This window comes from Cupriavidus necator (assembly GCF_013141915.1).
Lineage (GTDB): Bacteria > Pseudomonadota > Gammaproteobacteria > Burkholderiales > Burkholderiaceae > Cupriavidus > Cupriavidus necator_B.
On record NZ_SROX01000004.1, the window covers coordinates 352,700 to 368,177 of the forward strand.

Genomic DNA, 15,478 nt, shown 5'->3' on the forward strand with positions numbered 1-15,478 from the left:
ATAGAATTCCGAGCAGGCTGTCCACAAAAAGTGGACACCCACCGGCGCCGGCTCAGCGCGCCTGCGCGAACAGCCGCGCCAGCGCGTCGCCGATGCGCTCGGCCATCAGCCCGGCGGCGGCGCTGAGCTGGCCGCCCGCGCGCGCCACCAGCGTCAGCGTCTGGCCCTGCAGGTGACGGTCGCGCAGCGGCACATACACCAGCGCCTGGCGCGCGCGCTCCTCCATCACATCGAGCGGGTTCAGCAGCGCAATGCCGGTTCCCAGCAGCACCAGTTGCCGGATCAGCACGGTCGAGGTCGACTCCGCCACCGGCGAGACTTCGATCGCATTGCGCGCAAACGCCGCATCCAGGATGGCGCGGATCGACAACGATGGCGCCGGCAGGATCAACGGATAGCCGACACACTCGCTCAGCAGCGCCGATGGTCGCGCCGCCAGCGCGTGGTCCGGCGGCACCACCGCGCCGATCTGCCAGTCGCTGCTGGCCAGTGCGCGCAACGCCGGCAGTTCGGGCAAGTCATAGCCCAGCCCAAGATCGGCATCGCCCTGCTCCACCGCCGTCACGATATCGGCCACCGGCAGATCATTGACGCGCACCACGATGCCCGCATAACGTTCGCGGAAGTCATGCACCAGCGACGGCATCAGCGAGCCCGCCAGGCCCGCCGTCACCGCGACCGTGACCTCGCCCCGGCGCGCGCCCTTGAAGTCTTCGATACGCTCGCGCAGCGCGTCGTGCTCGCTCAGGGTCTGGCGGACATGGGCCAGCACCATCTCGCCCAGCGGCGTCAGCCGCAGGCGCTTGTGGATGCGTTCGAACAGCGGGGCGCCCAGTTCCGCCTCCAGGTCCAGGATCTGCCGATTGACCGCGGTCGGCGCCACGTGCAGATGCTCGGCCGCCTTGCGGATGGAACCGCGGCGGACGACCTCGTCGAGATAGCGTAGGACTCTGGCGTGCATGGTTCTGGCAAACAAGTGAATTCGGTGTCGGCGCGAACGCGCTTGGCGGCGGCCTGGCATTGTAGCGGCCAGTGCTAGCGGCATCGTAAAAATGCGGCAAAAGCTATTGCGCCGCATCCGATACCTTGCTACAATCTTTTTCTTCGTTGGGGCGTTAGCTCAGTTGGTAGAGCAGCGGACTCTTAATCCGTAGGTCGAGTGTTCGAGTCACTCACGCCCCACCAGCGAATTTAAAAAAGCCGGAAGCCTTGCTTCCGGCTTTTTGCTTTTCTGTTTTCCGTCACAAGGTCCTCACGTGGCCTTCACGCGCGCGTTCGGCAGCGGAGCCTGATTCTTGATACGCGGGTTCTCACCAATTCCCCTGCACGCGCTTTCCCGGTTGAATCGCTTCCGCGCACGTTGTGGAACATAGTTCCGTATCGCGGAACTATCGCAAGGTGCCGGCCGTACCGCGATCCCGGCACGGCCCGGTCATTCCAGCCCGGGAAGCCCTGACAGCGCGGGACACCGGATCCATGGCGATCCCCGCACACGCCTGCTGCCCGGCTGGCGAATCAGTGAAAGAAGAATGGAGGCCCTCCTTGAAAGCAGTCCTTAACGCCGGCGCAGCCGCCTGCATCGTGGCCCTCGGCCTGGCCTACGCCGGCCTGGCACAGGCCCAGTCCTACCCCGCCAAGCCGATCCGCCTGATCGTGCCGTTCGCGGCCGGCGGCACCACCGATATCGTGGCGCGCGCGGTGTCCGACGGCCTGGGCCGTGAACTGGGGCAGCCGGTGGTGGTGGAAAACCGCGGCGGCGGCGGCGGTGCCATCGGCGCCGACGCGCTGGCCAAGTCCGCGCCGGACGGCTACACGCTCGGCATCGCCACGGTCAGCACCATGGCGACCAACCCGGCCACCAACCCGAAGAATCCGTACGACCCGCTCAAGGACTTCGCGCCGATCACCAACCTGGTCAACGTGCCCAACGTACTGACGGTGAATCCGAAGGTGCCGGCCAAGACCTTGAAGGAATTCGTGGCGATGCTGAAGGCCAACCCGGGCAAGTACAGCTACGCTTCGGCCGGCAAGGGCAGCATCTCGCACCTGGACGGCGAACTGTTCAAGGACATCACCAAGACCGACATGGTCCACATCCCCTACCGGGGCTCGGGTCCGGCGCTGAACGACACCCTGGCCGGCCAGGTCAACGCGCAGTTTGACAACCTGCCGTCGTCGATGCCGCATATCCAGGCCGGCAAGCTGCGCGCGCTGGCGGTAGCGGCGCCCAAGCGCGTCGAGGGCCTGCCCGACGTGCCGACCTTTGCCGAGGCCGGCATGAAAGACATGAACAACATGGCCTGGTACGGCCTGGTGGCCCCGGCCGGTACGCCGGCGGCGATCATCACGCGCGTGCATGACGCCGCAGTCAAGGCGCTGCAGGATCCCAACGTCAAGCGCCGCCTGGCTGACAGCGGGGCCTACACCGATGGCAACACCCCGGCGCAATACGCCGCGCAGATCAAGCGCGAACTGGACCTGCGCAAGAAGATCGCGCGCGACCAGAACATCACGCTGGAATAAGGCCGTGGGGCGGCGCCGACCGCCTCCGGACTCAGAAACCGGCTGCCACGGCAGCCGGTTTTTTTTGGGGGTGCCTGTCAATGCACCGCGCGCCACTGGGATTCTTCTTGTTCGCGCGACACTTGATCCTGCACAGCACGCCCGCTCCGGCGGTAACGTTCAATACGTGTAGAAGAAACTTTCACTTTGCGGACACGCGCCGCCTCGGTACATTTACCGGGTGCTCCGCAGCACGCGCCGGCAGTCGACCGGCCAACGTCCGGCCCCAAACCGGTTTCGCGCAGGCGCTGCGCGACCGTCATTCGCGAGGATAGCAAGATGCTGAAGAAGTCCGTTCCGACCCTGATCGTTGCAGCGCTGGCCGCGCTTGGCGCGACGCAAGTGCATGCGCAGAAGAACTACACCGACGGCGGCGATCTCTACGGCGGCAGCCACACCAAGAAAGGCGGCCCGAATCAAAATCCGGCCAAGTCTGGCAAATTCGACCCGTACACGGACGGCGCAAAACAATCGACCAAGTCGGAGCTGACCAACTCTGGCAAGAAGTTCGATCCGAACACCGATGGCGCCAAGTCCGGCAAGTTCGATCCGTACACCGACGGCGCCAAGGCGCCCGCCAGCCAAGGGACTAAGGCGCAGTAACGCCAACCCTCGCCCAGCCAGACAGCCCGCCCGCGCGGGCTGTCTTGTTTCCAGGGTCGCCTGGCCTCAGGCGGCCAGCGCCGGCGCCGGCTGCATGGTGCCGCGGTCGCGGAAGGCGGCATGCCAGGACAGCGCCTCTTCCACCCGGTGCGGGGTCTGGCCGCCGAGCCCGCAGGCGCGCCGGAAATAATCGCCCAGCAGGTCGCGGTATTGCGGGTCGGCACAATTGGCAATGACCGTGCGTGCGCGTTCGCGCGGCGCCAAGCCCCGCAGGTCGGCCAGGCCGTGCTCGGTGACGATGATGTCAACGTCGTGCTCGGTATGGTCGACGTGCGCCACCATCGGCACGATGCTGGAGATAGCGCCGCCCTTGGCAACCGACTTGGTCACGAACACCGACAAGTGCGCATTGCGGGCGAAGTCACCCGAGCCGCCGATGCCGTTCATCATGTGCGTCCCGCCGACATGGGTCGAGTTGACGTTGCCGTAGATGTCGCACTCGAGCGCCGTGTTGATGGTGATCAGCCCCAGCCGGCGCAGTATTTCCGGGTGGTTGCTGATTTCCTGCGGCCGCAGCAGCAGCCGCGAACGGTAGCGGTCCAGGTTCGACAGGAAGCGCCGGTACACCTCGCGCGTCAGCGTCACCGACGAAGCCGAGGCAAAGGCAAGGCGTCCCGCGTCCAGCAGCTCGATGGTGCTGTCCTGCAGCACTTCGGAGTACATCTGCAGGTCGCAGAACGGCGATTCGACCATCCCGTGCAGCACCGCATTGGCAATGGTGCCGATGCCGGCCTGCAGCGGCTGCAGCGACGGCGACAAGCGCCCGGCACGGACTTCGCGCAGCAGGAATTCATTGAGATGGCCGGCGATCTGGCGGGTGTCGGCATCCGGCGGCAGCGCGTTGGACGGGCTGTCGTCCTTGGCGGTGAAGACAATGGCCGCGATCTTCTCGGGATCGACCGGGATATACGGCAGGCCGATGCGCTGCGCCGGCGCGATCAGTGGAATCGGCTGGCGGTACGGACGCTGCACCGGGAAATAGATGTCGTGCAGCCCTTCCAGCTCCAGCGGCATGTTCAGGTTGATCTCGACGATCACCTGGCGCGCCAGCATGGCGAAGCTGGCCGAATTGCCCACCGAGGTGCTGGGGATGATGCCGCCCTGCTCGGTGATGGCCACCGCCTCTACCACCGCGATGTCCACCGGCGCGATCTGGCCGGAGCGCAGTTGCTCCACGGTCTCGGACAGATGCTGGTCGATAAACATCACTTCGCCCGCATTGATCTTGCGGCGCAGCGTGGCATCGGACTGGAACGGCAGGCGGCGCGCGATCACGTCGGCCTCCGCCAGCACCCGGTCGATGTCGTTGCCGAGCGAGGCCCCGGTCATCAGGGTGATGCGCAGCGGTTCGGTGGCGGCGCGCCGCGCCAGCGCGAATGGCACTTCCTTGCAGTCGCCAGCGCGCGTGAATCCGCTCATGCCTACCGTCATGCCGTCGCGGATCAGCGCGGCGGCTTCGTCGGCCGAGACTACCTTGTCATGTAGCCTGGCCAGGCGAATGCGTTCCTTGTCCATCTTGATCTCCGGTCTGACGGCCGGCCGGTGCCTGCGCCGTTCGCCCCGTACTGGCCTGGCGGCTTGTGGGCGGGGTCTCCGGCAGGCAGTGTAGCCAGCCGCGGTTATTCCAGCGATGGTTTAAAGTCATCGACGCCAGTCGCCTTTTTCATGGCCGGCCGGCGGCCGCAGGCGCAGCCCGCACCACCGGGGCCGCGCCGCGCCTAAGGACATTCCCGCAGTTGTCACAAAACCGGCAAAAGATTCTGTTAGTCTCGCCCTTCGGTCGACCCAGCCCGCCAGAGAGGCTGCGGCGTCCGTGCCGCCCGGGCCGGCCCAAGCTCCGGCCCCTCGCACCCCTTGCTGGTGCCTGTGCATTGCGGTGGCGGCAAACCACAAAAGGAGACGCCATTCATGCAGCCAAGACCCCTCGAACCCAGCGAGCCGGTTGTCCTTGCCCTGATTGACGCAGTCACCGCCTGGCAAGGTGCGTTGGAGCAGACCTTGCAAGCCTCGGGCCTTACCTATTCCCAGTGGCTGCTGCTGCGGGCCATCCGCCAGGGTGCCTTCAAGCGCGGCCTATCGCTGGGCGGTCCGATGCCGATCGATGCCGCGCAATCCGAGGCCATGCTCGATGAGCTGCGCCGCGACGGCTGGATCGAGTACACCGCGACCATGGCGCCCCGCGTTGCGGAAGGCGCCACCATGCGGATGCAACGTACCGCGCAGGCCCTGAGCGCACTGCACAGCGTCTCGGTCGCGGCGTTCAACCCCCAGGAGCGCGCCGCGCTGGTCAGCTTGCTGGACCGCATGGAATCCACCTTGATCAGCCACACCTCGCGCCAGGTCAGGTCGGTCGCCGAGACCGCCCGGCAGGAACGGCACACCCAGCCACTCCCCTGCCCCGGCCTGCCGCCAGTCGCCCACCGCCCAGCCTCCTGCCCCAGCCTGGCCACGCGCTTCTGAACGAAGCCCGCGCCGGTCCCGCGGCATGCCGCCAGGACCGGCCAGCCGCCCTTCCCTCGCCGCCAGTACCCGCCACATTGTTGCGCCGGGGACTCGGATTTTTCCTAAAGTATGAGCATGCCCCGGCACATGCCGCGGCACCCATCGACACCGCGAGGAGGGGAACATGCCGCAGGAGAACGAAGACAAGGTCGCGCACCTGCTGGACCAACTGGTCTCCTTCGCGCGCGGGCGGCTGCCGGCGGCGATGTTCAGCGTGGTCGAGCCCTTCCTGCTGCACTACTACGACCAGGCCGACGCCGAAGACCTGCTGCGACGCGAAGTGGCTGACCTGTACGGCGCCGTCATGGCGCACTGGCAGACGGCGCAGAAGTTCAACCCCGGCAGCGCCCGCATCCGCGTCTACAACCCCAACCTGGAAGAGCACGGCTGGCACTCTGATCACACCGTGGTGGAGATCGTCAACGACGACATGCCATTCCTGGTCGATTCCGTGACGATGGAGATCAATCGGCAAGGCCTGGCGCTGCACTCGGCGATCCATCCAGTATTCCGGGTCTGGCGCGGGGGCGCCGGCATCGAGCGTATCGCCCCGGCCGGCGCCGGCGAGGCCGGCGACAATTCGCGCCTGGAATCCTTCATCCATTTCGAGATCGACCGCACCGGCGAAGCCTCGCGTCTCGACGCCTTGCGCAACGGCATCTCGCAGGTGCTGGTCGACGTGCGCGCGGCGGTGGCAGACTGGCCGAAGATGTGCGACATCACACGCACCACCATCGATGCCATGGCGCGGTCGCCGGACGCGGGCGCGCCGGAAAGCGTCGAGGCGCGCGCCTTCCTGGAATGGATGATGGACGACCATTTCTCGTTCCTGGGACAACGCGACTACCAACTGGTGGCGCGCGACGGGCGCTACTTCCTGCGCGGCGTGGCGGGCTCCGGCGCCGGCATCCTGCGCGAAAGCCTGCGCGAGCCCGACGCCGAAGACCTGACCCTGCTGCCCGCCGCGGCCACCGCGATCATCGAGGGCAGCTCGCCGATTTTCCTGACCAAGGCCAATTCGCGCGCCACCGTGCACCGTCCCGGCTATCTCGACTACGTCGGGGTCAAGCTGCTTGACGAAAACGGGCAGCTGTTCGGCGAACGGCGCTTCGTCGGCCTCTACACCTCGACCGCCTACATGGCGCCGATCGCCGAGATCCCGCTGGTGCGGCGCAAGTGCGCCAACATCCTGGCGCGCGCCGGCTTCCTCGCCAAGGGCCATCTGTACAAGTCGCTGCTCACCATCCTGGAGCAGTATCCGCGCGATGAACTGTTCCAGGCCACCGAGGATGAGCTGTTCGACATCACCACCGGCATCCTGCGGCTGCAGGAACACCAGCGCACGCGGCTGTTCGTGCGGCGCGACCGCTTCGACCGCTTTGTCTCGTGCCTGGTGTTCGTGCCGCGCGACAAGTACAACACCGACCTGCGCCAGAAGATCCAGAAGCTGCTGACCGCTGCATTCCATGGCACCAGTTGCGAGTTCACGCCGCTGCTGTCGGAGTCGCCGCTGGCGCGCATCCAGCTGACCGTGCGCGGCGAGCCCGGCACCATGCCGAAGGTCGACACGCAGGAACTGGAAGCGCGCATCGTGCATGCCAGCCGCCGCTGGCAGGACGACCTCGCCGAAGCGCTGCACGAAAGCCACGGCGAAGAACAAGGCAACCGGCTGCTGCAGCGCTATGGCGGCTCGTTCCCGGCGGGCTATCGCGAAGACTATCCGGCGCGCACCGCGGTGCGCGACATCGAGCTGATGGAGCACGCGCTGCGCGGCAACGGCATGGCGATGAACCTGTACCAGCCGATCGAAGCCGCGCCCGGCGCGTTCCGCTTCAAGGTGTACCGCGCCGGCGAACCGATCGCGCTGTCGCTGAGCCTGCCGATGCTGGAGCACCTGGGCGTGCGTGTCGATGAAGAGCGCCCCTACCTGATCGAGCCCGACAGCGGCGCACCGGTATGGGTGCACGACTTCGGGCTCGAAATCGCCGACAGCGGCGGCGCGGCGGAGTTCGACATCGCGCGCGTCAAGGCGCTGTTCGAGGATGCCTTCGCGCGCGCCTGGCACGGCGAGATCGAGAACGACGACCTCAACCGCCTGGTGCTGCGCGCCGAGCTGGCCGCGCGCGACGTGACCATCCTGCGCGCCTACGCACGCTATCTGCGGCAGGTGGGATCCACCTTCAGCGACGCCTATATCGAACGCGCGCTGACCGGCAACGCCGGCATTGCCGCGATGCTGGTGGCGCTGTTCGTGGCACGCTTCGACACCTACAGCGAGGTGGCCGCCGACACCGCGCGCCAGGCGCGCTGCGACAAGCTGCTGGCCGACATCGGCACGGCGCTGGACAAAGTGCCCAACCTCGACGAAGACCGCATCTTGCGGCTCTTCCTTGGCGTGATCAACGCCACCGTGCGCACCAATTATTTCCACCGCGGCGAGGACGGCCAGCCACGTCCGTACCTGTCGTTCAAGTTCCATCCCGCGCTGGTGCCGGGCCTGCCGGAACCGCGCCCGATGTTCGAGATCTGGGTCTACTCGCCACGCGTGGAAGGGGTGCACCTGCGCGGCGGGCGCGTGGCGCGCGGCGGGCTGCGCTGGTCGGACCGGCGCGAGGACTTCCGCACCGAAGTGCTGGGCCTGATGAAGGCCCAGATGGTCAAGAACACGGTGATCGTGCCGGTCGGCTCCAAGGGCGGCTTCGTGGTCAAGCGCCCGCCGCCGCCAAGCGACCGCGATGCCTTCCTGCGCGAGGGCGTTGCCTGCTACCAGACCTTCCTGCGCGGACTGCTGGACCTGACCGACAACCTCGTCGCCGGCGAGCTGGTGCCGCCGCCGCAGGTGGTGCGCCACGACGACAACGATCCCTACCTGGTGGTTGCCGCCGACAAGGGCACGGCGACGTTCTCGGACTTTGCCAATGCGATCTCGGCCGAGTACGGGTTCTGGCTGGGCGATGCCTTTGCGTCCGGCGGCTCGGTCGGCTATGACCACAAGAAAATGGGCATTACCGCGCGCGGCGCGTGGGAATCGGTCAAGCGGCATTTCCGCGAGATGGGCGTCGACATCCAGGCCACGGACTTCACCGTGGCCGGCATCGGCGACATGTCCGGCGACGTATTCGGCAACGGCATGCTGCTGTCGCCGCATATCCGGCTGGTGGCCGCATTCGACCACCGCCACATCTTCCTCGATCCCGATCCGGACCCGGCCCGCAGCCTGCAGGAACGCGCGCGGCTGTTCGGGCTGCCGCGCTCGAGCTGGGCCGACTACGACGCCACGCTGATTTCCAGCGGCGGCGGCATCTATCCACGCACGGCCAAGACCATCCCGCTGTCGCCGCAGGTGCAGGCGGTGCTCGGCACCACGGCCACCACGCTGTCGCCGGCCGAGTTGATCCACGCCATCCTGATGGCGCCGGTGGACCTGCTCTACAACGGCGGCATCGGCACCTACGTCAAGTCCAGCCAGGAAACCCACCTGCAGGCCGGGGACCGCACCAACGACGCGGTGCGCGTCAATGGCAGCGAACTGCGCTGCAAGGTGGTCGGTGAAGGCGGCAACCTGGGTTTCACCCAGCTGGGCCGCATCGAGTTCGCGCGCAAGGGCGGCCGCATCAACACCGATGCCATCGACAATTCGGCCGGCGTGGACTGCTCGGACCATGAAGTCAACATCAAGATCCTGCTCGGACTGGTGGTCGCCGATGGCGAGATGACCGAGAAGCAGCGCAACAAGCTGCTGGCCGAGATGACGGACGAAGTCGGCCTGCTGGTGCTGCAGGACAACTACTACCAGACCCAGGCGCTATCGGTCGCCGGCCGCAGCAGCGGCGCGCTGCTCGACGGCGAGGCGCGCCTGGTGCGCTGGCTGGAACGCGCCGGGCGACTGAACCGCGCGCTGGAATTCCTGCCGTCGGACGAGGACATTGCCGAACGCAAGCTGGCCGGCGAAGGGCTGACCTCGCCCGAGCGCGCGGTGCTGCTGGCCTACAGCAAGATGTGGCTGTACGACGAACTGCTGGGCTCCGACGTGCCGGAAGACGCGCTCGTTTCCGGCCTGCTTTCCGATTACTTCCCGGTGCCGCTGCGCCAGCGCTACGGCGAGGCCATGCAACGCCATCCGCTGCGGCGCGAGATCCTGTCCACGCACCTGACCAATATGCTGGTCAACCGCATCGGCGCAACCTTCGTGCACCGGATCATGGAAGAAACCGATGCGCGACCCGCCGATATCGTGCGCGCCTGCCTGATCGCGCGCGACGTATTCGGGCTGACAGCGCTATGGCAGGAAATCGACGCACTCGACAACCGCGTGGCCGACGCCGAGCAGGCGCGCATGTTCGGCTCCGTGGCTCTGCTGCTGGAGCGCGCATGCCTGTGGTTCATCCGCTATCTGCGCAGCGGCAACCGCGCTACCGATGACCTGGCGCGCTTTGCGCAGGCGGCACAGTGGCTGGTGCCCCGCCTGCCGCAACTCTTGCCGCAAGCGGATGCCGCCGTGTTGGCAGAGCACACGCGTGCGCTGACCGAGGCGGGGGTGGCCGAGACGCTGGCCATGCGCGTGGCTGGCAGCGAGATTTCCGCTGCTGCGCTCGACATTGCTGAAGTGGCCGCGGCGTGCGAGCGCAGCCTGGACCTGGTGGCGGGGGTTTACTTCGCGCTGGACAGCCACCTGAGCTTCAGCTGGCTGCGCGAACGCGCGCTGGCGCTGCCCTCGGACACCCATTGGGACCTGCTGGCACGCACCACCACGCTGGAAGACCTGGGGCGGCTCAAGCGCGCGCTGACGGTCAGCGTGCTGTCGCAGGCGGGCGAGCAGGCCGCGCCGGACGCGATGATCGACGGCTGGCGCGCCAGCCGCCACGGCGCGCTCGAACGCTTCACGCGCATGCTGGCCGACCAGCGCGCTTCAGGCGCCGCGGGCCTGTCCATGCTGTCGGTCGCGGTGCGCGAGATCGGCATGCTGGAGCGAAGCTAGCCGCGCGCCGTTCGGCCTGCGGCCTACTCGTCGGTGTCTGCGCCGATGTCCGCGTCCGAGTCGGCGTCGGCGCCGCGCGGACGCAGCTCGAGGCCGAGCAGGATCAGGAGCTCGAAGGCATCGGACAGCAGGTGCTTCTGCCTCGGCAACAGGCTGGCGTACGGCATGTCATAGATCGACTGGTGCGCCGAGCGCTCGCCCTTCAGGCCGCGGTCGCGTGCAATGTCCGACAGCAGCGCGGCAAACCCGGACAGGTCCTGCGCCGCCAGCGCCGAGTTCAACACCTTCGCGATAACTTCGGGCGAAGCGTTGGCCCAGCCCATGCGTTCGGCATTGGAAGCGGGGTCGTGGGGAAGGTCGGCAAAGTCCATGCTGTGTTTAACGGTCCTGCCTAAACTAGCTTAAGCCGCCAACGATGTGAATTTGACCCCACACAGGTGGGGTAACAACGGCCTGCCGCCAGTGCCGCGCGCCGTTCCGATTACCGCTGCGAGGGCTTGGCGCCAGTCTTCGCGCGGCCCCGGGCCGGTGGCTTCTCATGCGATGTGCCTGGCCGCTTCGCCGGTGCCTTCTGCGCCACCTTCTGCTCCACCTTCTGCGCCACCTTATCCGCTACCTTCGCAGGCACCTTCGCAGCTGCCTTGGCGGGCACCTGGCGATACCTGGTGCTGCCATCCGCCGCCGTGCGCGCCTCGACGTGGTTGCGGGCCCCGCACTGCGGGCAACGGAACACGAGTCCCTGGCCTTCATCGCGGATCTGCACTTCGTCTTGCTCCCAGCGAGCGCCGCAAGCCTGGTTCCCACAAACAAACATGAATTCTCCTGGAGGATTGTGCCAAGCGTTTGCCGGCACGCGCGCGGCCCGTCACCGAAACGGTGGCGCGCGTGCGCAGGCGCGATTATCAGGCCAGTCAGCGGCCAGCGGGCGATCTGCCGCAGATTCCCCGGCCGGGCCGGCACGGCCCGGACCGTCAACCATTGCGCTGCACCCATTGCTGGGCCCACGCAATCGCCGCGGAGCGCGCCTGGTCCGCGGTGGCATGGGTGGTCGGCGGCGCCCCGCCCTCCAGTACCACGGCGCCCGATTCCCAGATATCGCACAGCGCCTTGAACCGCCCCATGCCGAGCGCATGGCAGAACACGTGGATAACGAAGCCGCGGTATTCCACCACGTCGGTGGCGGCGTCGGTGAGCACCTGGTCCGAGGTAACATCGGCCGGCAGCAGCGGCGCGTCGGACTGATGCGGTTCGCGCTGAGCGGCAGCGGTGCGTGCGGACCACGCCATTGCGCAGCCCGCGCCCGCGCCAAGCAGCACACCCAGTCCGAACCAGCAGGCTTTGCTTCCGCACCCGGCCATGGCATCTCCTGTGGCGACCCGGCATTCACGGCAAGACAGCGTCATGGGCGCCGGTTATCGGTTTCAGGTTATACCAGGCTGCGCTCAGGTACTGGCCGGCGCGCCGAAATTGAGAATCGGGAGGATGACCGAACGGCATGCCGCGGCTATACTGTACATCCATACAGTATCAGGACACTGCCATGCCCTTGTACCAGTCCGATTCCATCCTGCTTGAAGCCTATTACTTCGGCGACGATACCGAATCCGTGCGCTTGCGCTGCGGCAGTGTTTGCGTGAACGCCGGCGCCATCCTGGTCGACGGCATCGAGCCACGCCAGCTGCAATCGCTGCGCTGGACGCCGGACTTCCTGTCGTTCGAGGTGCAGGGCATGCGCCACCGCTATCCGGTAAGCCGCCCGGCGCTGGTCGGTCCGGCGCAGGCGCGCTTCGCCCTGCTTTAAGCTACGTCTTCCGATGCCGCCAATGCGCCGCGCGCCATGCCCCCATGCCAGACCTGAGCCCGACCGCCCGCCAACTGATCCTCGCACTCGACTTGCAGCCGCACCCGGAAGGCGGCTACTACCGGGAAACCTATCGCAGCACGGAACGCGTCGCATGCCCGGACGGGCGCACGCGCGAAGCCTGCACCGCGATCCACTACATGCTTTGCGGCAACGACTATTCCGCCTGGCATCGCATCCGCTCCGACGAGCTGTGGCACTACCACGTGGGCTCCCCGGTGGACGTGCACCGGATCGTCAATGGCACCCTCGTCACCCAGCGCCTGGGCGATCCACTGCAACATCCCGGCGCGGCCTTCCAGGCGTTGGTGCCGGCTGGCCAATGGTTTGCCGCCGAACGCGTGGACGCCGGCGACGACGTGGACTTTACGCTGGTCGGCTGCACCGTGTCGCCCGCCTTCCAGTTCAGCGAATTCGAACTGGCAACCGCCGCGACGCTTGCCGGCCTCGTGCGCGGACATGACACGCGGTTGCAGAGGCTGCTCCGATAGCGCCGCAAAAAAACAGCCCGCCGCGGCGGGGTGCGGGCGGGCTGGTGAGTACAGCCAGCCCAGTCTACGTGCACCTGCGTGGGGGCCATGCCCGGAGCATCCCCGTATCCCGGCGCCTTTTCAGATTTCCGGCCCGCGCCGGTCACATTGCCAATACCGCGGACTGCGCCTCAAAAGACACCAGAGTTGTCAGACGGTCACCGATACCGGCCGCCGTAAGCAGCGTGGAGACTGGGGCATCTTCCACCACGGAGGTGCGCCATGCCTGCCAAGAACATCCACGTCGTACCGCTCGACAACGGCTGGGCCATTGAATCCGAAGACGGCGCCGGCGGGCGCCAGCTGTATGCGACGCAAGAAGACGCGATCGCCGCGGGCACCGAGAAAGCCCGGCAGCTCCATGCAGAACTGCTCGTCCACGGCCGCGACGGCCGCATCCGGATGCGCAACAGCTTTGGCAATGATCCTCGCGATATCCCGGGCTGACCTGACCACGGCGCGTCAGGCACCGCTGGTGGGCGGCCCCTCCACGCGCGCACGCGTCGCGTAATAGGCAAGCACCAGCGATGCGGTCAGTGCCAGGCCGGCTACTGCCAAGGCGATGCATGTGGTGCCGACGATCCCGTTGCCCTTGTCCGTCATTGCCGCCTCCGTCGCGATGACAGGACGCGATGTCCTGTCGTGGGTGAAATCCACTGTAGCCACCACTATAGGTGCAACGGGCTGAATCGAAAAACAGCGACGCGCGGCAGCATGCAAAAGCGCGCATGAAAATAAAAAAACCCGCTTGGCAATTCACCAAGCGGGTTTCTTTGTCTGGTCGGGGCGAGAGGATTTGAACCTCCGACCACCTGCACCCCATGCAGGATAGAAAATTCCCCGCGCGCCCAGTGCTGACAAGGGCTGGCTGGCGGCGCATCCAAATTCGCGCTCAAAGATTAGGCACGGCGCCATGCGGGTTTCCGGGCGATTGGCGCGCGGTGTTTGGATGAATTGGATGCCCCTACTTGGGTGCCGCCAGGCTGCGGATAGGGGGATTCGAACCCCCGCAATTGCCCGTAGACACTGGCTTTGCGGGAGGAGGTTGCGACAATCTTCCGATTCCGCCCGCTTACCGCATCGTCTACCGGGCTTACCAGTTTGCCTACGCTTAGGCCTTCTGGACCACAAAATGGCTACGCAAGTTCGTCGCGCTACAATGCCCGCTGCATGTAACAGAAGCGACACATGACATACGAAGAACAATCATGGGGCATCGCGCTGGGCATCGTGCTGGTTGGCATGGCTGTCTGCTGGGCGCTGGCGCGTATCAACTTCCTGCCCCACCTCAGCGGCCCGCAGAACCGCTACAAGACTATCGACGGGCTCCGCGGCCTGGCTGCATTCGCGGTGGTAGCCAACCACGCGCCCTTCGCTCTCGGCAATGCCGGCATGCCTGTCACCCAGTTCGGCGTGATGGGCCACGTCTACGGGAATATGGGCTCGCTCGGCGTGCAGATCTTCTTCTGCATCACCGGCTTCCTGTTCTTCGACCGGGCCATACAGAAGCGCGGGCAGATCGACTGGGCCGACTTCTACGGCGCGCGCATCCGCCGGCTGGCCCCGCTCTATCTGTTCGTGGCCGCCATCGTGGCAGCGCTGTCGATCCGCATTGCCGGCGCATCGCTTGACTGGACGGTGCCAAAGACTGGCCTGGACCTCGCCTCGATCTTCGCCTTCGGCTTCCTCGGCAGCCCGGCCAAGATCGGCGCGTTCGACACGACGCCGCTGAACACGGTGATCTGGACGCTTGCCTATGAGTGGCGGTTTTATTTCTTCTTCCCGTTCCTGGCCTATCTAGTGACGGGACGCGTGCGAGCGAGCATTGCGCTGGCGATCGCCCTCGGCTTCATGGTGCTGGATTTCGCCACGTCTGATTCGGTGATGTGGCCCTACTTCCTGACCGGGCTGGCCGGCGCGTACCTGCATAACCGGGATCTGCGCATGCCGGCGTGGCTGGGCGGCCTGCTGCTGGCGGTGTCGCTGGTACTGGCAATCTACCTGCCGCTGCCGCTGTACGGCTGGGAGCGCTACGGGATCGTGACGGCAGGGTTCCTCGCCGCGGTCATGGGACGGCCGGCGTTCGTCGCCGTGCCGGCGCTGCGGTATCTGGGAGAAATCAGCTACAGCGTGTACCTGCTGCACCTGCCGGTGCTGTTCGTGGTGTCGCGGCTGCTGATGAAGGTGTACCCGAACGGGGTGAGCTACGGTGTGTATCTGGCCCAGCTCGCCGTAGGCGTCGCGCTGGTGGCGGTTGTGTCTGCGTTCACCTACCGCTTCATCGAGCACCCTTTCCTGGCGAAGAGATTGCGTCGATCAGCGCCTGATGCCGGTCCCGGCACTCGCCGCCCTGACGCTGCAGGTCAAGAGCGAACTGCCTGA

Annotated in this window: 14 protein-coding genes and 1 tRNA gene; 9 read left to right on the forward strand and 6 right to left on the reverse strand. The window is 66.5% G+C overall.

Translation table 11 applies throughout. From position 1 onward, the window contains the following. Positions 1-52 precede the first annotated feature (52 nt). The gene (locus tag E5S69_RS11365) at positions 53-961 is read right to left on the reverse strand and encodes a LysR family transcriptional regulator (RefSeq protein ID WP_171514744.1); all 909 of its coding nucleotides are present in this window, start codon (positions 959-961) and stop codon (positions 53-55) included. Between the two features lie 148 nt (positions 962-1,109). Between E5S69_RS11365 and E5S69_RS11370 the strand changes: the two genes are divergently transcribed. From E5S69_RS11370 to E5S69_RS11380, 3 genes are all read left to right on the forward strand, one after another. Then, a tRNA-Lys gene (locus E5S69_RS11370) sits at positions 1,110-1,185 on the forward strand. Positions 1,186-1,542: 357 nt separating this feature from the next. Then, positions 1,543-2,523 (forward strand): Bug family tripartite tricarboxylate transporter substrate binding protein, encoded by a 981-nt coding sequence (locus tag E5S69_RS11375; protein ID WP_171514745.1) that lies wholly within the window; start codon positions 1,543-1,545, stop codon positions 2,521-2,523. Between the two features lie 318 nt (positions 2,524-2,841). After that, the gene (locus tag E5S69_RS11380) at positions 2,842-3,165 is read left to right on the forward strand and encodes a hypothetical protein (RefSeq protein ID WP_171514746.1); all 324 of its coding nucleotides are present in this window, start codon (positions 2,842-2,844) and stop codon (positions 3,163-3,165) included. Between the two features lie 66 nt (positions 3,166-3,231). On the opposite strand, the gene E5S69_RS11385 is transcribed toward E5S69_RS11380, so the two are convergent. Then, on the reverse strand, positions 3,232-4,740 hold the full coding sequence (locus E5S69_RS11385; protein ID WP_171514747.1) for an acetyl-CoA hydrolase/transferase family protein: 1,509 nt from the start codon (positions 4,738-4,740) through the stop codon (positions 3,232-3,234). A gap of 393 nt (positions 4,741-5,133) precedes the next feature. Here E5S69_RS11385 and E5S69_RS11390 point away from each other — a divergent pair, with 393 nt between their 5' ends. Then, positions 5,134-5,685: a MarR family transcriptional regulator gene (locus E5S69_RS11390; protein WP_171514748.1), complete on the forward strand. Its 552-nt coding sequence runs from the start codon at positions 5,134-5,136 to the stop codon at positions 5,683-5,685. Between the two features lie 166 nt (positions 5,686-5,851). After that, on the forward strand, positions 5,852-10,705 hold the full coding sequence (locus tag E5S69_RS11395; RefSeq protein ID WP_171514749.1) for an NAD-glutamate dehydrogenase: 4,854 nt from the start codon (positions 5,852-5,854) through the stop codon (positions 10,703-10,705). A gap of 23 nt (positions 10,706-10,728) precedes the next feature. On the opposite strand, the gene E5S69_RS11400 is transcribed toward E5S69_RS11395, so the two are convergent. The 3 genes from E5S69_RS11400 to E5S69_RS11410 form a co-directional block, all read right to left on the reverse strand. Continuing rightward, the gene (locus E5S69_RS11400; RefSeq protein ID WP_171514750.1) at positions 10,729-11,076 is read right to left on the reverse strand and encodes a hypothetical protein; all 348 of its coding nucleotides are present in this window, start codon (positions 11,074-11,076) and stop codon (positions 10,729-10,731) included. A gap of 110 nt (positions 11,077-11,186) precedes the next feature. After that, positions 11,187-11,519: a hypothetical protein gene (locus E5S69_RS11405; RefSeq protein ID WP_171514751.1), complete on the reverse strand. Its 333-nt coding sequence runs from the start codon at positions 11,517-11,519 to the stop codon at positions 11,187-11,189. A gap of 157 nt (positions 11,520-11,676) precedes the next feature. After that, entirely contained in the window at positions 11,677-12,063 is a 387-nt protein-coding gene (locus tag E5S69_RS11410) for a hypothetical protein (RefSeq protein WP_171514752.1), read from the reverse strand. A gap of 182 nt (positions 12,064-12,245) precedes the next feature. On the opposite strand from E5S69_RS11410, the gene E5S69_RS11415 reads away from it, so the two are divergent. From E5S69_RS11415 to E5S69_RS11425, 3 genes are all read left to right on the forward strand, one after another. Then, the gene (locus tag E5S69_RS11415; protein WP_171514753.1) at positions 12,246-12,506 is read left to right on the forward strand and encodes a hypothetical protein; all 261 of its coding nucleotides are present in this window, start codon (positions 12,246-12,248) and stop codon (positions 12,504-12,506) included. Between the two features lie 44 nt (positions 12,507-12,550). Continuing rightward, positions 12,551-13,057 (forward strand): cupin domain-containing protein, encoded by a 507-nt coding sequence (locus tag E5S69_RS11420; RefSeq protein ID WP_171514754.1) that lies wholly within the window; start codon positions 12,551-12,553, stop codon positions 13,055-13,057. 261 nt (positions 13,058-13,318) lie between these two features. Then, positions 13,319-13,543 (forward strand): DUF2188 domain-containing protein, encoded by a 225-nt coding sequence (locus E5S69_RS11425; RefSeq protein WP_171514755.1) that lies wholly within the window; start codon positions 13,319-13,321, stop codon positions 13,541-13,543. Positions 13,544-13,558: 15 nt separating this feature from the next. On the opposite strand, the gene E5S69_RS11430 is transcribed toward E5S69_RS11425, so the two are convergent. Continuing rightward, a complete protein-coding gene (locus E5S69_RS11430; protein WP_171514756.1) occupies positions 13,559-13,753 on the reverse strand; it encodes a hypothetical protein in 195 nt (64 codons plus the stop codon). Between the two features lie 531 nt (positions 13,754-14,284). Between E5S69_RS11430 and E5S69_RS11435 the strand changes: the two genes are divergently transcribed. Further along, positions 14,285-15,478, forward strand: a complete 1,194-nt coding sequence (locus tag E5S69_RS11435) for an acyltransferase family protein (protein ID WP_171514757.1) — start codon at positions 14,285-14,287, stop codon at positions 15,476-15,478.